Annotated in this window: 16 protein-coding genes and 1 pseudogene; 8 read left to right on the top strand and 9 right to left on the bottom strand. The window is 65.9% G+C overall.

The annotated features are described in order from the left end of the window. Positions 1 to 40: 40 nt before the first annotated feature. Positions 41 to 388, bottom strand: a complete 348-nt coding sequence (locus AC1RDS_RS18420; protein WP_092701750.1) for an HPF/RaiA family ribosome-associated protein — start codon at positions 386 to 388, stop codon at positions 41 to 43. Positions 389 to 670: 282 nt separating this feature from the next. Between AC1RDS_RS18420 and AC1RDS_RS18415 the strand changes: the two genes are divergently transcribed. Continuing rightward, entirely contained in the window at positions 671 to 1,552 is an 882-nt protein-coding gene (locus AC1RDS_RS18415) for a gamma-glutamyl-gamma-aminobutyrate hydrolase family protein (protein WP_287879321.1), read from the top strand. Between the two features lie 274 nt (positions 1,553 to 1,826). On the opposite strand, the pseudogene AC1RDS_RS18410 reads toward AC1RDS_RS18415, so the two are convergent. Beyond that, positions 1,827 to 2,333: pseudogene (locus AC1RDS_RS18410) on the bottom strand (cupin domain-containing protein); the annotation flags it as partial. A 445-nt stretch (positions 2,334 to 2,778) separates the two neighbouring features. Here AC1RDS_RS18410 and AC1RDS_RS18405 point away from each other — a divergent pair. The 3 genes from AC1RDS_RS18405 (at position 2,779) to AC1RDS_RS18395 (ending at position 6,669) form a co-directional block, all read left to right on the top strand. Further along, positions 2,779 to 4,056: a PQQ-dependent sugar dehydrogenase gene (locus tag AC1RDS_RS18405; protein ID WP_287879324.1), complete on the top strand. Its 1,278-nt coding sequence runs from the start codon at positions 2,779 to 2,781 to the stop codon at positions 4,054 to 4,056. Positions 4,057 to 4,153: 97 nt separating this feature from the next. Next, on the top strand, positions 4,154 to 4,471 hold the full coding sequence (locus tag AC1RDS_RS18400; protein ID WP_287879327.1) for a c-type cytochrome: 318 nt from the start codon (positions 4,154 to 4,156) through the stop codon (positions 4,469 to 4,471). Between the two features lie 47 nt (positions 4,472 to 4,518). Then, positions 4,519 to 6,669 (top strand): TonB-dependent receptor family protein, encoded by a 2,151-nt coding sequence (locus tag AC1RDS_RS18395; RefSeq protein ID WP_287879329.1) that lies wholly within the window; start codon positions 4,519 to 4,521, stop codon positions 6,667 to 6,669. Between the two features lie 92 nt (positions 6,670 to 6,761). Here the strand turns inward: AC1RDS_RS18395 and AC1RDS_RS18390 are convergent, their stop codons facing one another. Continuing rightward, complete coding sequence (locus tag AC1RDS_RS18390) at positions 6,762 to 7,232, bottom strand: FKBP-type peptidyl-prolyl cis-trans isomerase (RefSeq protein WP_092700117.1); 471 nt, start codon at positions 7,230 to 7,232, stop codon at positions 6,762 to 6,764. 111 nt (positions 7,233 to 7,343) lie between these two features. Then, positions 7,344 to 8,240, bottom strand: coding sequence for a LysR family transcriptional regulator (locus AC1RDS_RS18385; RefSeq protein ID WP_431603975.1), 897 nt, complete (start codon positions 8,238 to 8,240; stop codon positions 7,344 to 7,346). Positions 8,241 to 8,338: 98 nt separating this feature from the next. On the opposite strand from AC1RDS_RS18385, the gene AC1RDS_RS18380 reads away from it, so the two are divergent. The 3 genes from AC1RDS_RS18380 to AC1RDS_RS18370 are packed head-to-tail and all read left to right on the top strand — an operon-like array spanning position 8,339 to position 11,178. Then, a complete protein-coding gene (locus tag AC1RDS_RS18380) occupies positions 8,339 to 9,337 on the top strand; it encodes a Bug family tripartite tricarboxylate transporter substrate binding protein (protein ID WP_287879337.1) in 999 nt (332 codons plus the stop codon). Between the two features lie 16 nt (positions 9,338 to 9,353). After that, positions 9,354 to 10,751 (top strand): lyase family protein, encoded by a 1,398-nt coding sequence (locus tag AC1RDS_RS18375; RefSeq protein WP_092700111.1) that lies wholly within the window; start codon positions 9,354 to 9,356, stop codon positions 10,749 to 10,751. Then, positions 10,723 to 11,178 carry a carboxymuconolactone decarboxylase family protein gene (locus tag AC1RDS_RS18370; RefSeq protein ID WP_092700109.1) on the top strand — a complete coding sequence of 152 codons (456 nt, stop codon included), beginning with the start codon at positions 10,723 to 10,725 and terminating at the stop codon, positions 11,176 to 11,178. Before AC1RDS_RS18375 ends, AC1RDS_RS18370 begins: the two co-directional genes overlap by 29 nt. Positions 11,179 to 11,196: 18 nt before the next feature. On the opposite strand, the gene AC1RDS_RS18365 is transcribed toward AC1RDS_RS18370, so the two are convergent. Together AC1RDS_RS18365 and AC1RDS_RS18360 are read right to left on the bottom strand one after the other, a co-directional pair. After that, on the bottom strand, positions 11,197 to 12,252 hold the full coding sequence (locus AC1RDS_RS18365) for a pirin family protein (protein ID WP_287879340.1): 1,056 nt from the start codon (positions 12,250 to 12,252) through the stop codon (positions 11,197 to 11,199). Positions 12,253 to 12,509: 257 nt separating this feature from the next. Further along, complete coding sequence (locus AC1RDS_RS18360) at positions 12,510 to 13,082, bottom strand: DUF1439 domain-containing protein (RefSeq protein ID WP_348682659.1); 573 nt, start codon at positions 13,080 to 13,082, stop codon at positions 12,510 to 12,512. 174 nt (positions 13,083 to 13,256) lie between these two features. Here AC1RDS_RS18360 and yjjJ point away from each other — a divergent pair, with 174 nt between their 5' ends. After that, positions 13,257 to 14,606: a type II toxin-antitoxin system HipA family toxin YjjJ gene (gene yjjJ, locus AC1RDS_RS18355; RefSeq protein ID WP_348682658.1), complete on the top strand. Its 1,350-nt coding sequence runs from the start codon at positions 13,257 to 13,259 to the stop codon at positions 14,604 to 14,606. Positions 14,607 to 14,668: 62 nt separating this feature from the next. On the opposite strand, the gene AC1RDS_RS18350 is transcribed toward yjjJ, so the two are convergent. The 3 genes from AC1RDS_RS18350 to AC1RDS_RS18340 form a co-directional block, all read right to left on the bottom strand. Then, a complete protein-coding gene (locus AC1RDS_RS18350) occupies positions 14,669 to 14,920 on the bottom strand; it encodes a hypothetical protein (RefSeq protein WP_348682657.1) in 252 nt (83 codons plus the stop codon). 105 nt (positions 14,921 to 15,025) lie between these two features. After that, positions 15,026 to 15,793 (bottom strand): tRNA-uridine aminocarboxypropyltransferase, encoded by a 768-nt coding sequence (locus AC1RDS_RS18345; RefSeq protein ID WP_287879349.1) that lies wholly within the window; start codon positions 15,791 to 15,793, stop codon positions 15,026 to 15,028. Between the two features lie 2 nt (positions 15,794 to 15,795). Continuing rightward, positions 15,796 to 16,413, bottom strand: coding sequence for a class I SAM-dependent methyltransferase (locus AC1RDS_RS18340; protein ID WP_348682656.1), 618 nt, complete (start codon positions 16,411 to 16,413; stop codon positions 15,796 to 15,798). Between the last annotated feature and the right edge of the window lie 10 nt (positions 16,414 to 16,423).

Raw genomic sequence — 16,423 nt, 5'->3', positions numbered from 1 at the left:
TGCCCAGAAAGACCGGGCCCGGCGAACCGCGCAGCAGCGCTTATTCCTGTGCGTCACGGATGGTGTCGCGCCCGTGGCGATCCTTTGCCCGGCCCAGGTCGGCGTCCAGCGCGCGCATAAGCTTGTCCACGGCGCTGATGAAGGCAGCGGCCATCTTGTCGGCTTCGGCGGTCACGGCCACCGGTTGGCGGCTGGCCACGCGGGCCTCGATGCGGCAGCGCTTGTCCTCCGCGCCCGATTTGCCGGCGTCCACGTCGGTCAGAAACACCTCCACGCGCGTGATGTAGTCCCGAAACCGCGCGAGCCGGGTGCCAGCCTCGTCCTGGATCCATTGCGCCAGCGACTCTCCACCCTGGATGTGGTCGTCGGTGTGTACTTGTACTTGCATAGGGCACTCCTTGTGAAAATGAAGCGGGATGGCGACAGGCCATGGCCAACCGCATGCCTTCATCATGCACGCAAGCGCAGGTCGCGACTTGACGTCCGTCAATAGCAGTTCGCCATCCGGGGAAACAGCGCCACGGCGCGCGCACCCAGCGCCAGTGCCGGAACAGGCATGCACGACACTTTCCTACAGACGTAGCCTGGGTGTGGTGCTACAAACATATTGGCAAAATTCTCTCGCACGGTTTTGCTGCGCACTGCGCCTGTTCTCCATCGGAGCCTCTTCATGCCCGCTTCCCGCCGCCTCAAGATTGGCCTGTCGGCCTGCTTCCAGCATGCCGACCCCACCCGCCCGTTGTTCACTGGCAAGACCCTGCAGTACGTCGAGCAATCGATTGCCCACTGGCTCATGTCGGCCGGTGCCATGGTGGTCATGGTGCCCTGCCCCACGGGCGAGACGGCACGCGGCGACGTCACACTGGACCACTATGCCGAATGGCTCGACGGCATCGTCATGCACGGTGGCGCCGATGTGTGGCCCGGCAGCTACGGCGAGGAACCCCTGCGCGAAGAATGGGTGGGCGACCGCGTGCGCGACCTGTACGACCTGGCCCTGGTGAAAGCGTTTGCCCAGGCCGGCAAACCCATATTTGGTGTCTGCCGGGGCCTGCAATTGATCAACGTGGCGTTTGGCGGGGCGCTTTACCAGGATCTACAGACCCAGCATCCGGGTGCGCTGCAACACCGCAATGCCGCCACATACGACCAGCACTTCCACGACATCCACATCGTGGCCGGCTCGCATCTGGCCAAGCTCTACCCCGACACGCCGCGCGCCCGGGTGAACAGCATCCACCACCAGGGCATCAAGCGCGTGGCGCCCGACTTTATGGTGGAGGCGCTAAGCGAGCCCGACGGCGTGCCCGAAGCCATTCGCCTCCAACCCGCGCCGGGGCGCGGCTACATCGCGGCTACGCAGTGGCACCCCGAGTTCCACAAGGCCAGTTCGTACACGCTGGACGACACGGCCATCCTCAACGACTTTCTGGCGGCGTGCGCACAGGCCAAGGCGAACCCGCCGGCGCGGCGGGGCCCGCCTGCGGGGCTGCGGGATCGGGCAACGAGGCTGCTGCGCAGTGCGTTGCGCAGAGACAAGGCGGCGGAATAGTTGGCAGCCGGACGGGCGTGAACGGGCCGCCAATGCGACGCTGGCGGATGCCTGCAAAGCGCTGTGGCCCGCTGGTTGGCCAAGGAGATGAGGACAACCGTGGCGGCCATGCGCCACCGCACGTTAAGGCTCCAGAAACGTCGCGCCCAGGTGCCCCACCTTCACCAGAATCAGCGCATCTTCGGCCCCAGTGAAGGGGGTGTGCTGGCTCCAGCGCTGGCTGCGCAGCCAGCTGCCCTGCGGGTAGTGGCCCCATTCGTCGGAAAAAAACGCCTTGCAGCACCAAAATCTCTTCGCCCCCCGGATGGGTGTGGGGCTGAAACCGGGTGTGGGGCGCCCAGCGCACCAACGCGGTGTCAATGCCGTCGTGCGAATGCAGCGGCATCACCGTCAAGCCCGGCACCAGGCCCTGCCGCCAGGTGCCCGCGCGGGTGTCCAGGCGCAATGGCTCGGTATCGCCCGCGGTGAACTGCCACAGCTTCACGAACAGCACGCAGCCCTCGCGCGAAAACGGGGCGTGGGCGCTGCCCGGTGGGTTGCGCAGGTAGGTGCCTGCGGGGTGATCGCCCGTTTCGTCGGAGAACACGCCCTCCAGCACCAAAATTTCCTCGCCGCCGCCGTGCACATGGCGGTCAAAGCGCGCGCCGGGTGCATAGCGCACGATGCTGGTGGCCCGCGCCGCCTCGCCCCCTGATCGGTCAAGCATGCGGCGCTCCAAGCCCGCCAGGGACGAGAGCGCCCAGTGGGCATCGTCGGGCAGCACAGTCACCCGTACGGTCATGTCGTCGTGAAGTTTTTGGAGCAGGCCTGCAGCGACCTCGTGAGTAGCCTCCGCAAAAACCCCAGAGATGGCTGATCGAGGTGTTTTCGCGCATTCAGAATGCATCGAATTACGGGCCGTAACCGGCTCCATTCGAGATCAGGCCGCTCTCTCCTCCCTATCGAAAACCCGTGCGCAACGGGTCGTTTGGCGGCAATCAATGACTGAGATCCGTGGTGACTACGCGGGTCATTGGCATGGGGATGTCTCACGTGCCGCGGGCTCGCGGCCATGGTGCAACCAATACACGCGGGGGATACCACGCTGGCGCCAGCGTACGGGTAACGCAACATCCAAATCCATATTGCGATTGTGGAAAGCGGTCCCTGCCCTTACCATCTGCAAAATAGTTTCGCCTGAAAGTAATTTTCGGGAAATATCCAACACAAACACATCTAGGAGACACATGAAAAATACCAAATTGTTACTGGCCTTGCTAGCCTGCGGCGTTGCCACCAGCGCCATGGCACAAGCGGGGAAAGACAACCTCTCCAATCTCAAACAGATGAAAGTGTCGGGCACCGACCTGAACATTCCACCTGTACCGCAAGAGGGCAAGAACGCGGATGCCATCCGCGCCAATCTGAAGGCCGTGAAGTTGCCACCGGGCTTCAAAATCGATCTCTACGCCGTCGTACCCGACGCACGGCACATGGCCGTGGCGCCAAGCACCAACATGCTGTTTGTTGGCACCCGCAAAACACGCGTATGGGCCGTGACAGACCGCAACGGCGACGGCATGGCCGACGAAGTCAAGCCGTTCGCTCCATCGCTCAACTTCAAGGTGCCGAACGGCGTGTGCTGGACCAAGGATGGATTCTTGGTGGTGGTGGAGCAAAACCGGGTACTCAACTTTCCTGCGGCAGAGTTCTTTTATGAGGGACCAGATGTCGCCGTGTCCGAAGTGGTTCCGCAGGGGGCGCTGATCCCCGTAGAGGAAGAGTCATACAACCACGGTGCACGCACCTGCCGTGTTTCCGACGACGGCACGCTTTACATCACGCTGGGCCAACCGCACAACGTACAACCTGCCAATAAGGTCGATCTGTATGACAAGCTGGGCATTGGCGGCATCATCCGCATGAATGCGTTTGACGGATCCAAGCGCGAGGTATTTGCACGCGGCGTGCGCAACTCGGTCGGCATGGACATCAACCCCAAGGACAAGACCGTGTGGTGGACCGACAACCAGACCGACGGTCTGGGTGATGACATTCCCCCGGGTGAACTCAACAGGTCCACCAAAGCCGGCGAGCACTTTGGTTACCCCTATTGGAACGGTAAGTTCAAAGTGGCTGGATCCGCTGCAGCGCCAGACCTCAAAGACATGAAGGAACCGGCAAATGCGGTGTTTCCGCAAGTGGAATTTCCAGCGCACCAGGCTCAGCTGGGGATGACGTTCTATAACGGCAAACAATTTCCAGCCAAGTACCAGGGTGGCATTTTTGTAGCCGCGCACGGTTCGTGGAATCGCAGCAAGGCCACTGGCGGTTTGATTAATTTCATTCCGCTCAACCCCGATGGCACGGCCGGCAAGTCAGAGGTATTTGCCGAAGGCTGGCTGGATGGCAATGGCGTGTACAAAGGCCGTCCGGTGGATGTGGCGCCCATGAAAGACGGTTCGCTGTTGATCTCTGACGACTACGTCGGCGCAATCTATCGCGTCACCTATTCGCCCAACTGATCTGGCGCGATCACAGCAACTAAGCTAATGCCCCGCGCTGGCGACCACCCTTGCTGGCGGCCAGCGTGGGGGCACCCTGACAAGGACTCCCAGAACCATGCGATTTTTCCTCCTGATGGTGACCGCTGCGCTGAGCATCGGTGCCGCGCACGCCGCCGACGCGGTTGTCGGCCGCACCAAAGCCAACGGGGCCTGCGCTGTCTGCCACGGCCCCACGGGCATAGCGATGGTGCCCAACGCCCCCAACCTTGCGGGTCAACCCGCCATTTACCTGACGGAGCAGCTCCACAACTATCGAAGCGGCAAGCGCTCGCACGAAGTGATGACCGTCATCGCCAAGCCCCTGACCGATGCAGAGATCGACGATCTCGCAGCGTGGTACTCATCGCTACAAATCAGCGTTCAGGCCCCCTAAGCCTCCCCGGAGTTCACCCAACTTCCTTCACAGCCCACCCAACAATCGTGCGCTACCTTGCTATTTTCCCCCTCGCCGTGCTACCCGCTTGGCTGCACGCCCAGACGACGCTGCAATCCGATGTCCCCGACGGTGGGGCTTTGGCACCGGTAGTGATCACTGGCAGCGGCTCAGTCGCGCAACGCTGGCGCGGCGCGGTCACCGTGGATGTAGTGGACGGCCGCGAATTGCGCGACGGCCAGTTGCAGATCAACCTGTCCGAAGGACTCGCGCGCGTGCCGGGGTTGGTGATTCGCAATCGCGAAAATTACGCACAGGACCTTCAAGTGTCAATCCGAGGATACGGCGCCCGGTCCACTTTCGGGGTGCGCGGCGTGCGCCTGTTTGTTGACGGTATTCCGGCCAGCGCTCCAGACGGCTCCGGTCAAGCGGCGAACTTTCCGCTGGGCAGCGCCGATCGCATCGAGGTCGTGCGCGGGCCGTTCGCAGCGTTATATGGTGCGTCCAGCGGCGGGGCGATCTTGTTGTACACGGAAGACGGTAGGCGCCCCGGTGAGATCCGCACCGGTGTTGCGGCGGGCGCGAATGGCTTGTGGCGCTTTTCAACCCAAGTCAGTGGCCATACCGGCTCCGAGCAGGATCCCGGCTGGTCCTACGCGCTGGATGTGGGCAAGTTTGCAACCGATGGTGCACGGGCGCAGTCGGCGGCCGACCGGACCACCGCAAACATGAAACTTTCGCGCGCCCACGACGGTGGACGCACGGTGTTGCTGTTCAACCAACAGCGAGGGTTTGCGCTCGATCCGTTGGGCCTGTCGCGTGCCGAGTTTGATGCGGACGACCGGCAGACCACACCGGCCGCGATCCAATACAACACCCGCAAATCGGTGTCGCAACGCCAGCTGGGCCTGGCCTGGGACCAAGCGCTCGGCGGAGGTCACAAGATCGAATTGATGGGATATGGTGGCAATCGCCAGGTGGTGCAATATCAGTCCATTCCCACAGGTGCCCAGGGCATCACCAGTTCTGGCGGCCTGATTGACCTGGACCGGAACTACTGGGGCTGGAATGCACGCTGGCGCTGGACCGGGGAGGCCGCCCATGGTCGCGTCAACCTGAGTGCTGGGCTGGCGTCCGACCGCCAGGTTGATCTGCGCAAGGGCTACCAGAATTTCGTTGGTCCATCCCTGGGCGTGCAGGGTGCTTTGCGCCGCGATGAAACGAACCGCGGGACCACCCTCGACCCTTATGCACAGGCCGAATGGAGCACCGAGCAGCTGACCCTCAGCGCGGGTGTGCGCCGCGTGCATGCCGAATACAGCTCCAGCGACCGATTCATCAGCGGTGCCAATGGCAACGATAGCGGTGCCCGGGATTTCGGCGGCACGCTTCCCGTAGTGGGAGCGCGGTACCAGATCACCCCCGCCCTGCAGGTTTTTGCCAACCTGGGCAAGGGATTGGAGATCCCTACGCTGAACGAGGTTGCCTACCAGAGCAGTGGCGCGGCCGGCTTCAACAGCACGCTGAACGCAGCCCGCAGCACCAACGCCGAAGTGGGCCTGCGCGGGCGCAGCGGTGCTGGTTTTTGGAACGCAACCGTGTTTGACATCCGCACCGACGACGAGATCGTGGTGCAGAACAATACCGGGGGCAGGTCCACGTTTCAGAACGCAGGGCGAACACGGCGCCAGGGCTTGGAGCTCTTGGCCGAGCACGGTGTAGGCCCGTTCACCCTCACTACCGCCTACACCTACCTGCGAGCGCATTACCAGGACAGTTTTAGCACCTGCACTGTCACGCAGTGCCCAGGCGTGAATCCCCAGGTGCGGGTCCCTTCAGGCAATCGCATGCCAGGGATTCCTGAGCAACAACTCTTTGCACAGCTGGCCTGGGCGCCGAATTTCGCCGGCACCTGGGCGGCCGGAAGCGTGTTCACAGTGGAAGTGCGCAGCACAGGGCGGGTGTATGTGAACGATCTCAACAGCGAGTCGGCCGGCGGGCACACACTGATTGGGGTGGTGGCTCGCTTTGAGCAAGGCAGCGGGCCATGGACCTTACGCGAGTTCATCCGCGTCGACAACCTGGCCAACAAGAAACACGCTGGTTCTGTGATCGTCAACGACGGCAACCATCGGTTCTACGAACCGGGCCTGCGCCGTGCGCTCGCGGCAGGGCTGGAGGTTACGCGGCGCTTTTGAGCAGGGTTAAGGCCAACTGCAATATCGTGCATGGCTGTCTATCCTGCCTCGACTACGGGGGCTCACCCGCCGTCCGGTGAAGCGGCGCCGCTTTAGTGCTGGTGGCCGTGCGCCCCGTGCACGTGGCGGTGGGCGATCTCTTCGGCGCTTGCAGCGCGCACCTCGGTCACCTTGCAGCTGAACTTCAGCGCCTGGCCGGCCAACGGGTGGTTGCCGTCCAGGTGCACTTCGGGGCCCTTGATCTTGACCACATTGAACACCTGCGGCTGGCCATCGGCGCCCGCGCCCTGCAGCTGGCCGCCCACCTTCACGCCCGGGGGAAACTCGGCCTTGGGGATGGTGCGCACCAGGCTTTCGTCGCGGGCACCAAAGGCGTCTTCGACGGCCAGATCAAGCGCCGCGCTGAAGCCGACGGCCTGGCCTTCCAGCGCCGCTTCGACCTTGGGAAAGATGTTGTCATAGCCGCCATGCAGGTACGACAGGCTGCCGGAATCCAGCGGCTTGCCCTGGGGCGTGGTGACCTTGTAGGTGATGGTGACGGCGGTGTCTTTGGTGATGTTCATGGTTTGGCTTTCGGGAACCGCGGCGCATGAACCAGGCCCATGCACCGCACAAAACAGCCATTGTCGGCGACTCGGGCTATTCCGGGGCACGATCAGGGCTCCCCTGCCGCGTCAACCCAGGCATTGCCGCGCGCATTCAAGCAGGCTGCGCGCCCAGCGCGCGCGGGCCGAGGTATTGAGCCACAGCAGGCCGACCTTGCGCGCATCCGGGGCGCGGCCGTCGCCGCCCGCACCCGCCCCATTCGGCAGCGCCAGCGTGCATACGTCGCGCCCCTGGGCCAGCACGCTGCCGATGTCGGGCACCAGCCCCACGCCCAGGCCCTGGTCGACCATCATGGCCACGGCCAGCACCGAATTGAGCTCCATGCGCTCCACGGGAACTATGCCCTGTGCCTTGAGGTAGCGGTCGGCCAGGCGCCCGCCGGCCAGCGCGCGGTCGTAGCGCACCAGGGGCCGGCTGCGTAGCAGCGCCAGTGGGTCTTGGTGCGCGTCCTCGCGGCGGCACAGCACGACCAGGGGTTCCTCGCGCAGCTCGGCCCAGCAGACGGTCTTGGGCAGGTCAAACGAGGGCTTCAGGCAGATCAGCACGTCCAGCTCGGACTGCACCAGGGCGGTGTACAGCTCGGGCGTGAGCCCGGCGCGCACGCTGATGCGCACCTGCTCATGGCGAGCCACGAAGGCCTGCATGACGGCGGGCAGAAAGCCGTGCAGGGCCGTGTTCACCGTGCCCAGGCGCAGCTCGCCGCCATCGGCATCGCCCAACACCCATGCGCGCAGGCCGTCGAAGTCCTGCAACAGCCGCTGCCCGCGTTCGAACAGGCGCTCGCCGGCCGCTGTGGCGCGCACGCTGCGGCCATGGCGCACCAGCAGGGGAGCACCCAGGCCGACCTCCAGTACGCGCATCTGCTGGGCGATGGCCGAGGGGCTGAGGTCGAGCTGGCGCGCGGCTTCGGACATGGAGCCCGTCTGCACGACGCACAAGAAATTGTGTATGTATCTGACATCCATTTCACACATTTTCTTCAAACAAATACCAGCCGCAAGCCCTGTTTTCCGGCGCCGGCCTGGACCACACTGCGGACAACGAACTTTCAAGGAGACAAGAAATGCGCGAGTCCGATATCCTGCGCCGCCGCCAGTGGCTGGCCACCGCGGCCGCCGGCGTGGCGGCCAGCCTGGGCGTGGCCGTCCTGCCCGCCTGGGGACAGCGGCGCAGCACGCGCATCGTCGTGCCTTTCGCGCCCGGCGGCGGCAACGATGTGCTGGCGCGACAGATGGCGCACGGCCTCAACGAGGCCTTCGGCTACGGCATGATCGTGGAGAACAAGGCCGGCGCGGGCGGCAATCTGGGCACGGAGATGGTGGTACGCGCACCCGCCGACGGCAGCATCTTTCTGCTGGGCCATACGGGCACGGTGTCCATCAATCCTTCGCTCTACCCGGGTCTCAAGTTCAATGCCTCCACCGATCTGCAGCCGGTGGCCATGTTCGCCTCCTCGGCCCTGCTGCTCGTGGTGCCGGCGGCTTCACCCGCCAAGAACCTGGCCCAGCTGGCCGAGCTGCTGCGCCGCCGCGGCGGCGAGCTCAATTACGCCTCCAGCGGCTCGGGCACGGGCGGCCACCTCACAGGCGAGATGTTCGCCCACGCCCTGGGCGCCAAGGCCATCCACGTGCCGTACAAGGGCACGGCCCCATCGCTGACCGATCTGGTCGGCGGCAATGTGGACTTCAGCTTCGGCGTGATCCCGGCGGCCATGGCGCTCGTGAAAGCGGGCAAGCTGCGCGCCCTGGCCGTGACCGGCGCCAAGCGCCAGCCGCAGCTGCCCGACGTGCCCACGGTGGCCGAGTCGGGCGTGCCGGCCCTGGCGGATTTCGAAAGCTCGCTGACCTATGGCGTGCTGGCCCCCAAGGGCACGGCGCAGGAGACGGTCAATGCACTGGGGCGCGACATTCTCAAGGTGGCGGCCTCCAGCAGCTTCCAGTCGCGCCTGGAGGTGGAAGGCGCCGTGCCGCTGCTGGGCGACAGCAAGCAGTACGCAGCCCGCATCCGCCAGGAAAGCAGCAAGTGGGCGGCGGTGATCAAGGCGTCGGGAGCCACGGCCTGAAGCCGGCACGAGCAGCATGACCCTGGTGAACGACTATCTGGGCCCGGCAGGCGGCGGTGCCTGGTTTTCCGATGCGCAGTGGCTGCAGGCCCTGCTGCGCTTCGAGTCCGGCCTGGCCCGGGCGCAGGCCGACTGCGGGCTGATTCCGGAGCCTGCGGCCCTGGCCATTGCCAGCGCCTGCGCTCAGGCGCCGCTGGACCGCGACAGCATCGCCGAACAGGCGCGCGCCAGCGGTGCGCTGGGCCTGGCCTTGGTGACGCCGCTGCAGCAGTGGCTGCAAGCCCATGCCCCCCAAGGCCTGCCCTGGCTGCACTGGGGTGCGACCACACAGGATGCCGTGGACACGGCCAGCGCCTTGCTCACCCAGCAGGCGCTGCAAGCCCTGCTGGCCGAGCTGCACGCCCTGGTCGCAGCGCTGGTGGAGCTGGCCACGCGGCATGCAGCCACGCCCATGCTGGCGCGCAGCCTGCTGCAGCCAGCGCAGATCACGAGCTTCGGCTTCAAATGCGCGCAGTCGGCCGCGGCGCTGCAACGCAGCATCGACCAGCTCGCGCAGCTGGCGCCCCAGGCCTTGTGCGTGCAACTGGGCGGCGCCGTGGGCAACGGCGCGACCCTGGGCACGCACAGGCTGGCGGTGGAGCAGGCGCTGGCGCGGAACCTGGGCCTTGGGGCCAGCGGCCGCAGCTGGCATACGCAGCGCGACACCTGGATGCGCCTGGCCATGGAAGTGGCCGTCTGCTGCGGCAGCCTGGCCAAGCTGGCGCGCGACTGGTCGCTGATGTCGCAATACGAGGTGGGAGAGATCAGCGAGGCCGCGCGCGGCAGCACTTCCAGCGCCATGCCGCACAAGCGCAATCCCGTGCACTGCATGCAGGCCGTGGCCCAGGCCCAGGCCGTGCCGCCGCTGGCCGCCCTGCTGCTGGGCTGCATGGCACAGGCCCATGAACGCGCGCTGGGTGAATGGCAGGCGGAAGTCGCCCAGTGGCCCGACCTGTGGCGCCACGCCCATGGCGCGGCCGCGGCGCTGCGCCATGCGGCGCAGACGCTGCAGGTTCATCCCCGGCGCATGCTGGACCATGTGGCCAGCCTGCGGGGCCTGGTGTTTTCGGAAGCCTGTGTGCATGCGCTGGCGCCCTTCACCGGCAAGCATGAGGCTCTGGCCGCAGTGGAGCAGCTCGCGCCCCTGGCGCTGGAGCAGCAGTGCGAGCTGCAGGAGCTGCTCTTGCAATGGGCCGCCGACCGCACCGCGCCCGAACGGTTGCCTTTGCTGCGCTGCGCGCTGGCCCTGGCCTGCGACCCGCAGCAGGCCGTGCAGGCTTCGCAGCGGGAGTGCCTGGCCCTTCTGGCAACCCATTCAGCAGCCGCCTTTGAAGAAAGCACTGTAAATGCAGAACACACCAACACCTGTTCCTGAAGCCACCGACAGCCTGCAGCGAGGCCTGGCTAACCGCCGTCGCGTGCTGGGCGATGCCTGGGTGGACCGGTCCGTAGAGAACGCCAATGTGCTCAATGTGGAGTTCCAGCGCATGATCACCGCCTATGCCTGGGACGGCATCTGGAGCCGCCCGGGGCTGGAGCGCCGCACGCGCCGCATCATGGTGCTGGCCATCACGGCCGCCATGGGCCGCTGGGAGGAGTTCGAGCTGCACATACGCACCGGGCTGCAGGCCGATCCGACCGACAGCGAGGCCGCGCCCCTGGACCTGGACACCATCCGCGAGGTGCTGCTGCAGACCGCCGTCTATGCCGGCGTGCCCGCGGGCAACACCGGCATGGCGGTCACGCTCAAGGTGCTCAAGGAGCTGGGCCGCACGCCGGAGGCTGCCAGCTTCGCGCCCTGAGCTTGCCGTCTCAGCCTCTCAAGCCTTGGGAGGCTGTTCCTCGGCGTCCGCGCCCGGATAGCGCGCAAAGCGCCGCGCCTCGGTGCCGTGCACCGGGTCCTGCTCGGGCCAGGGCCAGCCGCCAAACTGGGTGCGGCGGTAGTCGTTCATGGCCTGCATGATTTCGGCCTGCGTGTTCATCACGAAGGGGCCGTATTGCGCCACGGGCTCGCCAATCGGCTGGCCCTGCAGCAGCAGGCATTCCACGGCGCTGGCGCCGGTGTTGGTCAGCAGCCAGTCCTGGCCCGCTGCCACCTCCAGCGCGGCGTGGCGGTCCACGTCCTGCGGGCCCACGCGCAGGCTGTCGCCCACGAAGAAGTACAGCATGCGGCGCGTGCCCTGGCCTTGTGCCGCAGGCAGCGTCCACTGGGCGCCGGGCTCCAGATGCAGCGTCCAGATGGCCACGTCGCCCTCGGGCTGCGAGGCCCAGGACTCGGGCGGCGGCGCCAGCGGTGCGGGTGCGCCGGGCAAGGCACCCGCCACCACCGTCACCGTGGTGGCACGGCCTGCGGCATCGCGGTGCACCAGGCGCGGAATGCGCTCGTTCCACAGCATGGTGAAGTGCGGCGCCACCATCTTGTTGCGCGCTGGCAGGTTCAGCCAGATCTGAAAGAGTTCGAGCGGGTTGGGCTCGGTGGCGTTGAGCAGCGGAAACATCTCCGAGTGCACGATGCCCTTGCCGGCCGTGACCCACTGCACATCGCCGCCGCCAAAGCGCGCGGCCGCGCCCAGCGAGTCGGAATGGTCGATGAGCCCCTTGCGCACCAGCGTCACCGTTTCAAAACCGCGGTGCGGGTGGCCCGGAAAGCCCGGCACGGTGTCGCCGTGGTACATGCTCCAACCGTCCTTGCGGCTGAAATCGCTGCCGATCTGGCGGTCTTCCAGCGACACGGCGGGCGCAAAGGCACCGTTGCCTGCGGGGTAGGCGTCGTCATGGTGGGCGCAGAACAGGAACGGGTCCATCGTGGGCCACAGCGGGCCCAGCGCCTGGGCTTGCACGATGGGCAGGGTGGCGGTGGTTGGGGACGACGGCATCAGGAACTCCTTTGGCTGGTGCACCACCACGATGGGGCGGCATGTGGGTGGAATATGGGGCCAACGCTACCGCAGCGAAAGTGCGCCGGATGGAACACTGCGGTGCACTGTGCAGGACGGTGGAATGGGCCCCCTCGGACATCGTGCAAGGCGCACAGCCTCTCTGGACGGCATATTCTGGATGAAATACGCCTCAAGCGCTTTTGCATCAATCGCCAAAAGCTATCAAAACAGAAGCGTTCTGCACCGCAGCGGATTCAAGGCTGCTGGCGCACAAAGGCCACCGTCAGCCCCTTGGCCGTTACCGTGATGGGCCCCGGCTGCAGCCCCAGGCCGTCGAACACGGCCGTGTCCTGCGGGCGCAGCTGGTGCAGCGTGACTTCGCGCAGCGCCTGCTCGGCCAGCACCGGGCCGTAGGCGTTGAGGAGTTCGGTGACGGCGGGCCTCAGGGTGGGGAAATCCAGCGGCCCCAGCCGGATCTGGTGGGCGCGCAGGCTGCGGTCGCTGGCCTCGTAGCGCAGCGCAAACTCCACATCGAAACTGCCCGCATGGCTGCGCCGCAGCGCAGGGCCTGCCGCATCCACCGCCATGACCGCACCCAGGCGATTCACCTCGGGCAGCAGGCGCAGGCGCGGCGCCTGCACCGTCAAATCCAATAGCCCCTGCACCGGCACACTGCGCGGAAACTTCTGCCCCACCATCTCCTGCAACTGCGCCAGCGGCACGGTGTAGCTGGGCTGGGACTGCGCACCACGCGCCCCCAGCAGCGCCGCACCCCCCAGGGCCATGGCGCGGGTGGCGGTGGTCAGAAATCGGCGGCGGTGCAGCATGGGTGGTCTCCTGGAATGCAGGTGGGACACGGCTTCGCTGAAAAGGTGCCGCACCATCGTTGATCTTTGCGAAGCCATACCATTAAACGTATTATTTTTATCTATTCAGATATTCAATACATCCATTGAATTCAATGGAATTTTACAAAAATATATCTATTCATATAATCATTCATGAAAAGTTCCCACGAACTCACCCCCAACGCCTTGCAGGCCCTGCGCCGGCAAGGCGGCGTGCTGACCAGCGCCGAGCTGCAGAACCTGTTGGGTGTGAGCCAGCCCACGGTGTCGCGTGCGCTGGCTCCGCTGATCCATGCCGGCCAGGTGCAGAAGGTGGGCGCGGCGCGATCGCAACGCTATGTGCTGCCCCGCACCGTACCCGGTGTGGGCAACGAAGTGCTGGTGATGCACATTGACGCACAGGGCCGCCCATCGCCGTTTGCGCGCATGGTGCCGCTGGAAGGGGGCGCTTTCTGGGTGGACGAGGTCGATGGCGAACATCGCCGCCACGATGGTCTGCCCTGGTTTCTGGACGACATGCGGCCCCAGGGCTTCATGGGCCGCACCTTTGCCCATGCCCACCCCGAACTGCAACTGGGCCACGACCCACGCCACTGGAGCGACGACGACGTGCTGCGCGCCATGACGCTGTATGGCGACGATCTGCCAGGCAACCTCATCATGGGCGAGGCCGCGTTCCAGCGCTTTCACACCCTGCCCGTGCGTGCATCGCGCGCCGCCTCGGCCTTTGATTACCCGCAGCTGGCCGAGCAGGCCATGCAGGGCACGCACGCGGGCTCGTCGGCGGGCGGCGAGCAGCCCAAGTTCTGCACCCTCACCGCCGGGCGGCATGTCATCGTGAAGTTCTCGCCCGCTGGCGATTCCCCGGCCGACCAGCGCATGCGCGACCTGCTGGTGTGCGAACACCTGGCGCTGCACACGCTGGCACAGGCGGGGCTGCCGGCCGCGCGCACGCAGCTCTTCACGGGCGCGGGGCGCGTGTTTCTGGAATCCGAGCGCTTTGACCGTACACCGGTGCCAGCGAACGACCCGCAGGGTATGGGCGGACTGGGCGGACGTATTGGCATGGTTTCGCTCCAGGTCTACAACGCCGAATACGTGGGCGAGATCGACAACTGGGCCGCCACCGCCAACCGCATGGCCACGCGCAACTTGCTCACGCAGGCCGATGCCCGCACCCTGCGCCTGCTGGAGGCCTACGGCCAGCTCATCGCCAACACCGACCGGCACTACGGCAACATCTCGCTGGTGCTGGAGGGCGACGACTGGGCGCTGTCACCCACCTACGACATGCTGCCCATGCTGTATGCGCCCGTGGGTGGCGAGCTGGTGCCGCGCGACTTTGCCAGCCGCCCGCTGCAACCCACGGCCGCCACGCTGGGCGAGTGGCAGGAGGCGAAGGCACTGGCGCTGCAGTTCTGGCAGGCGGCTGCGGAGGATGGGCGGATTTCGCCGGAGTTCCGAGTCATCGCTGCAGAAAATGCAAACCATATTGGTCGCTAACCCTTATTGAAAAGGCGCTAACAGCTATCAATAAAAGAGCAATTGAAGAAATCAACGCTGGCTCAGCGCCCCACCACCGACCAGCCGGCCTTCTGGTTGGTCTTGTCGTTCTCGTACTCCCAGGCCGTGCCGCAGCGGTCGCACACATAGCGGGTGATGGTCACTTCACCGTGATCGCGGTCTTCCTTGCGGTTGCCGCGCTGCACCAGTTCGGCGTGGCCGGGCGCCTTGCGCCAGTTGCGCTGGATGCCCTGGCAGGGCTCGCACAGCGCCATGGGTTTGAGTTCGTTCTGTCGTGCCAGGTCTTTGGTCATGGGGGGAGCCCTGGGGGCTGGTGTGTTGGGGGTGGGCCTGGCTTGCAGCCAGCAGGGCGGCTACTGTAAGGCACCGGCGCAAGGTACCGGAGTTTGCGCGCAGGCTCAGGCCATTGTGCTGACATCGCGCAGGCGCTGGTGCAGCGCGTTGCCCTCGTCCACCGGCAGCTGGTTCTTGGCCTGCAGGTAGTGGTGGGTGAACACATCCAGGTAAGCCTCCAGCGTCTGCGCCGCGCGGGTCTCGCCGGCCAGTTCGAGGCACAGGGCTGCCACCTCGCAGGTGCACAGGTGGTCATCGTGCAGGGTGTGGCGCAGGCGGTAGCGTGAGCGTTGCCCGGGCTGCAGGCGGAGCACGGGCAGGCGATCCAGATAGGGGCTTTTGCGAAACATCCGGCGCGCCTCGGGCCAGGTGCCGTCCAGCAAGATGAACAGCGGGCGCTTGCCGGTGGTGCCGCCCGGGGCTTCTGTGTCAGCGTTGCGGGGCAGGGACTCCACCATGCGCTCGGGCGCCACGCCTTCGCCCGGAAACACCACCACCGGCTGCCACTGCGGATCGGCCAGCAGGGCCAGCAGATCCGGGTGCACCACGGTGCGCGCCCAGCCGAAGGCAAAGGTGTCGGCCACCACATCGGCGATCAGCCAGCCGGTATTGCTGGGCTTGAGCGCCTCGACATCGCCCATCAGAAGGCACACGCCCGCGCGCGTGGGCACGGCCGGGCGCAGCGCGCACAGGCAGTGGCTGGGCAGCAGGCGGCAACCGGGGCAGCGCTCGCCGCGCGGGCCGCCGCGCGCCAGAAAAGGCTTGGAGCTGCGCGCCAGGCGCTCGGCGCGCTGGCGGGCAACGGCATGGGGTGGTGCGGGCACGCAAGACATGCTCAACGCCCGCCCGCGCATTCCAGCGCAAACAGCGGCACTTCGCACCGGTGGCTCAACCACACGCCGCCGCCGATCTCGGCAAACCCTTCCTGCAGGCCGCGCCGGTACAGCTCGGCCCGGTGGCGAAACAGGCGCGGGTCGGTCAGCTCGTCGTCGATGATGTCGCGCTCGTAGTCTTCGCGCGTGACGGCTTCCACATACAGCGCGCCCCGGCTCAGCTGGCACAGATTGCGCAAGGCCAGTTTCAGGTCGGACGGGTTCAGGTAGGGCAGCACGCCCTGGCAGATCACCAGATCGAAGGGCTCGGCCGGGTCATGTGCCTGATAGTCCACCACCGAACCGCGCTCCCAGCCAAAGCGGGTGCACAGGTATTCGCTGAACTCCACGCCGTGGTAGCTGGCATCGGGAAAATGCCGCGCCAGCGCCGCACGCCACAGGCCGATGCCGCAGCCCACATCGAGCACCCGCTGCACCGGCACGCGCAGGTACTGCAGGTAACTGCACACAAAGTCGCCCAGCCGCTCGGCATGCTCGGGGTCGACCACACTGGTTTTCTTGTCGTAGTAGTAGCGCTGGTAGTAGGCCTCGTCGAACCATTGATCACTTGCAGATTTCACTCGCCACTCC

The organism is Acidovorax sp. GW823-FHT02H02 (genome assembly GCF_058797075.1).
The sequence above is the reverse complement of the archived record's forward strand: the minus strand, read 5'-3'. Positions and strand labels throughout refer to the sequence as shown.

What these genes read in the sequence shown, in the direction of transcription:
- AC1RDS_RS18420 (WP_092701750.1), bottom strand. Translation starts at nt 388, where the DNA reads ATGCAAGTACAAGTACACACCGACGACCACATCCAGGGTGGAGAGTCG.
- AC1RDS_RS18415 (WP_287879321.1), top strand. Translation starts at nt 671, where the DNA reads ATGCCCGCTTCCCGCCGCCTCAAGATTGGCCTGTCGGCCTGCTTCCAG.
- AC1RDS_RS18405 (WP_287879324.1), top strand. Translation starts at nt 2,779, where the DNA reads ATGAAAAATACCAAATTGTTACTGGCCTTGCTAGCCTGCGGCGTTGCC.
- AC1RDS_RS18400 (WP_287879327.1), top strand. Translation starts at nt 4,154, where the DNA reads ATGCGATTTTTCCTCCTGATGGTGACCGCTGCGCTGAGCATCGGTGCC.
- AC1RDS_RS18390 (WP_092700117.1), bottom strand. Translation starts at nt 7,232, where the DNA reads ATGAACATCACCAAAGACACCGCCGTCACCATCACCTACAAGGTCACC.
- AC1RDS_RS18385 (WP_431603975.1), bottom strand. Translation starts at nt 8,240, where the DNA reads ATGGATGTCAGATACATACACAATTTCTTGTGCGTCGTGCAGACGGGC.
- AC1RDS_RS18380 (WP_287879337.1), top strand. Translation starts at nt 8,339, where the DNA reads ATGCGCGAGTCCGATATCCTGCGCCGCCGCCAGTGGCTGGCCACCGCG.
- AC1RDS_RS18375 (WP_092700111.1), top strand. Translation starts at nt 9,354, where the DNA reads ATGACCCTGGTGAACGACTATCTGGGCCCGGCAGGCGGCGGTGCCTGG.
- AC1RDS_RS18370 (WP_092700109.1), top strand. Translation starts at nt 10,723, where the DNA reads ATGCAGAACACACCAACACCTGTTCCTGAAGCCACCGACAGCCTGCAG.
- AC1RDS_RS18365 (WP_287879340.1), bottom strand. Translation starts at nt 12,252, where the DNA reads ATGCCGTCGTCCCCAACCACCGCCACCCTGCCCATCGTGCAAGCCCAG.
- AC1RDS_RS18360 (WP_348682659.1), bottom strand. Translation starts at nt 13,082, where the DNA reads ATGCTGCACCGCCGCCGATTTCTGACCACCGCCACCCGCGCCATGGCC.
- yjjJ (WP_348682658.1), top strand. Translation starts at nt 13,257, where the DNA reads ATGAAAAGTTCCCACGAACTCACCCCCAACGCCTTGCAGGCCCTGCGC.
- AC1RDS_RS18350 (WP_348682657.1), bottom strand. Translation starts at nt 14,920, where the DNA reads ATGACCAAAGACCTGGCACGACAGAACGAACTCAAACCCATGGCGCTG.
- AC1RDS_RS18345 (WP_287879349.1), bottom strand. Translation starts at nt 15,793, where the DNA reads ATGTCTTGCGTGCCCGCACCACCCCATGCCGTTGCCCGCCAGCGCGCC.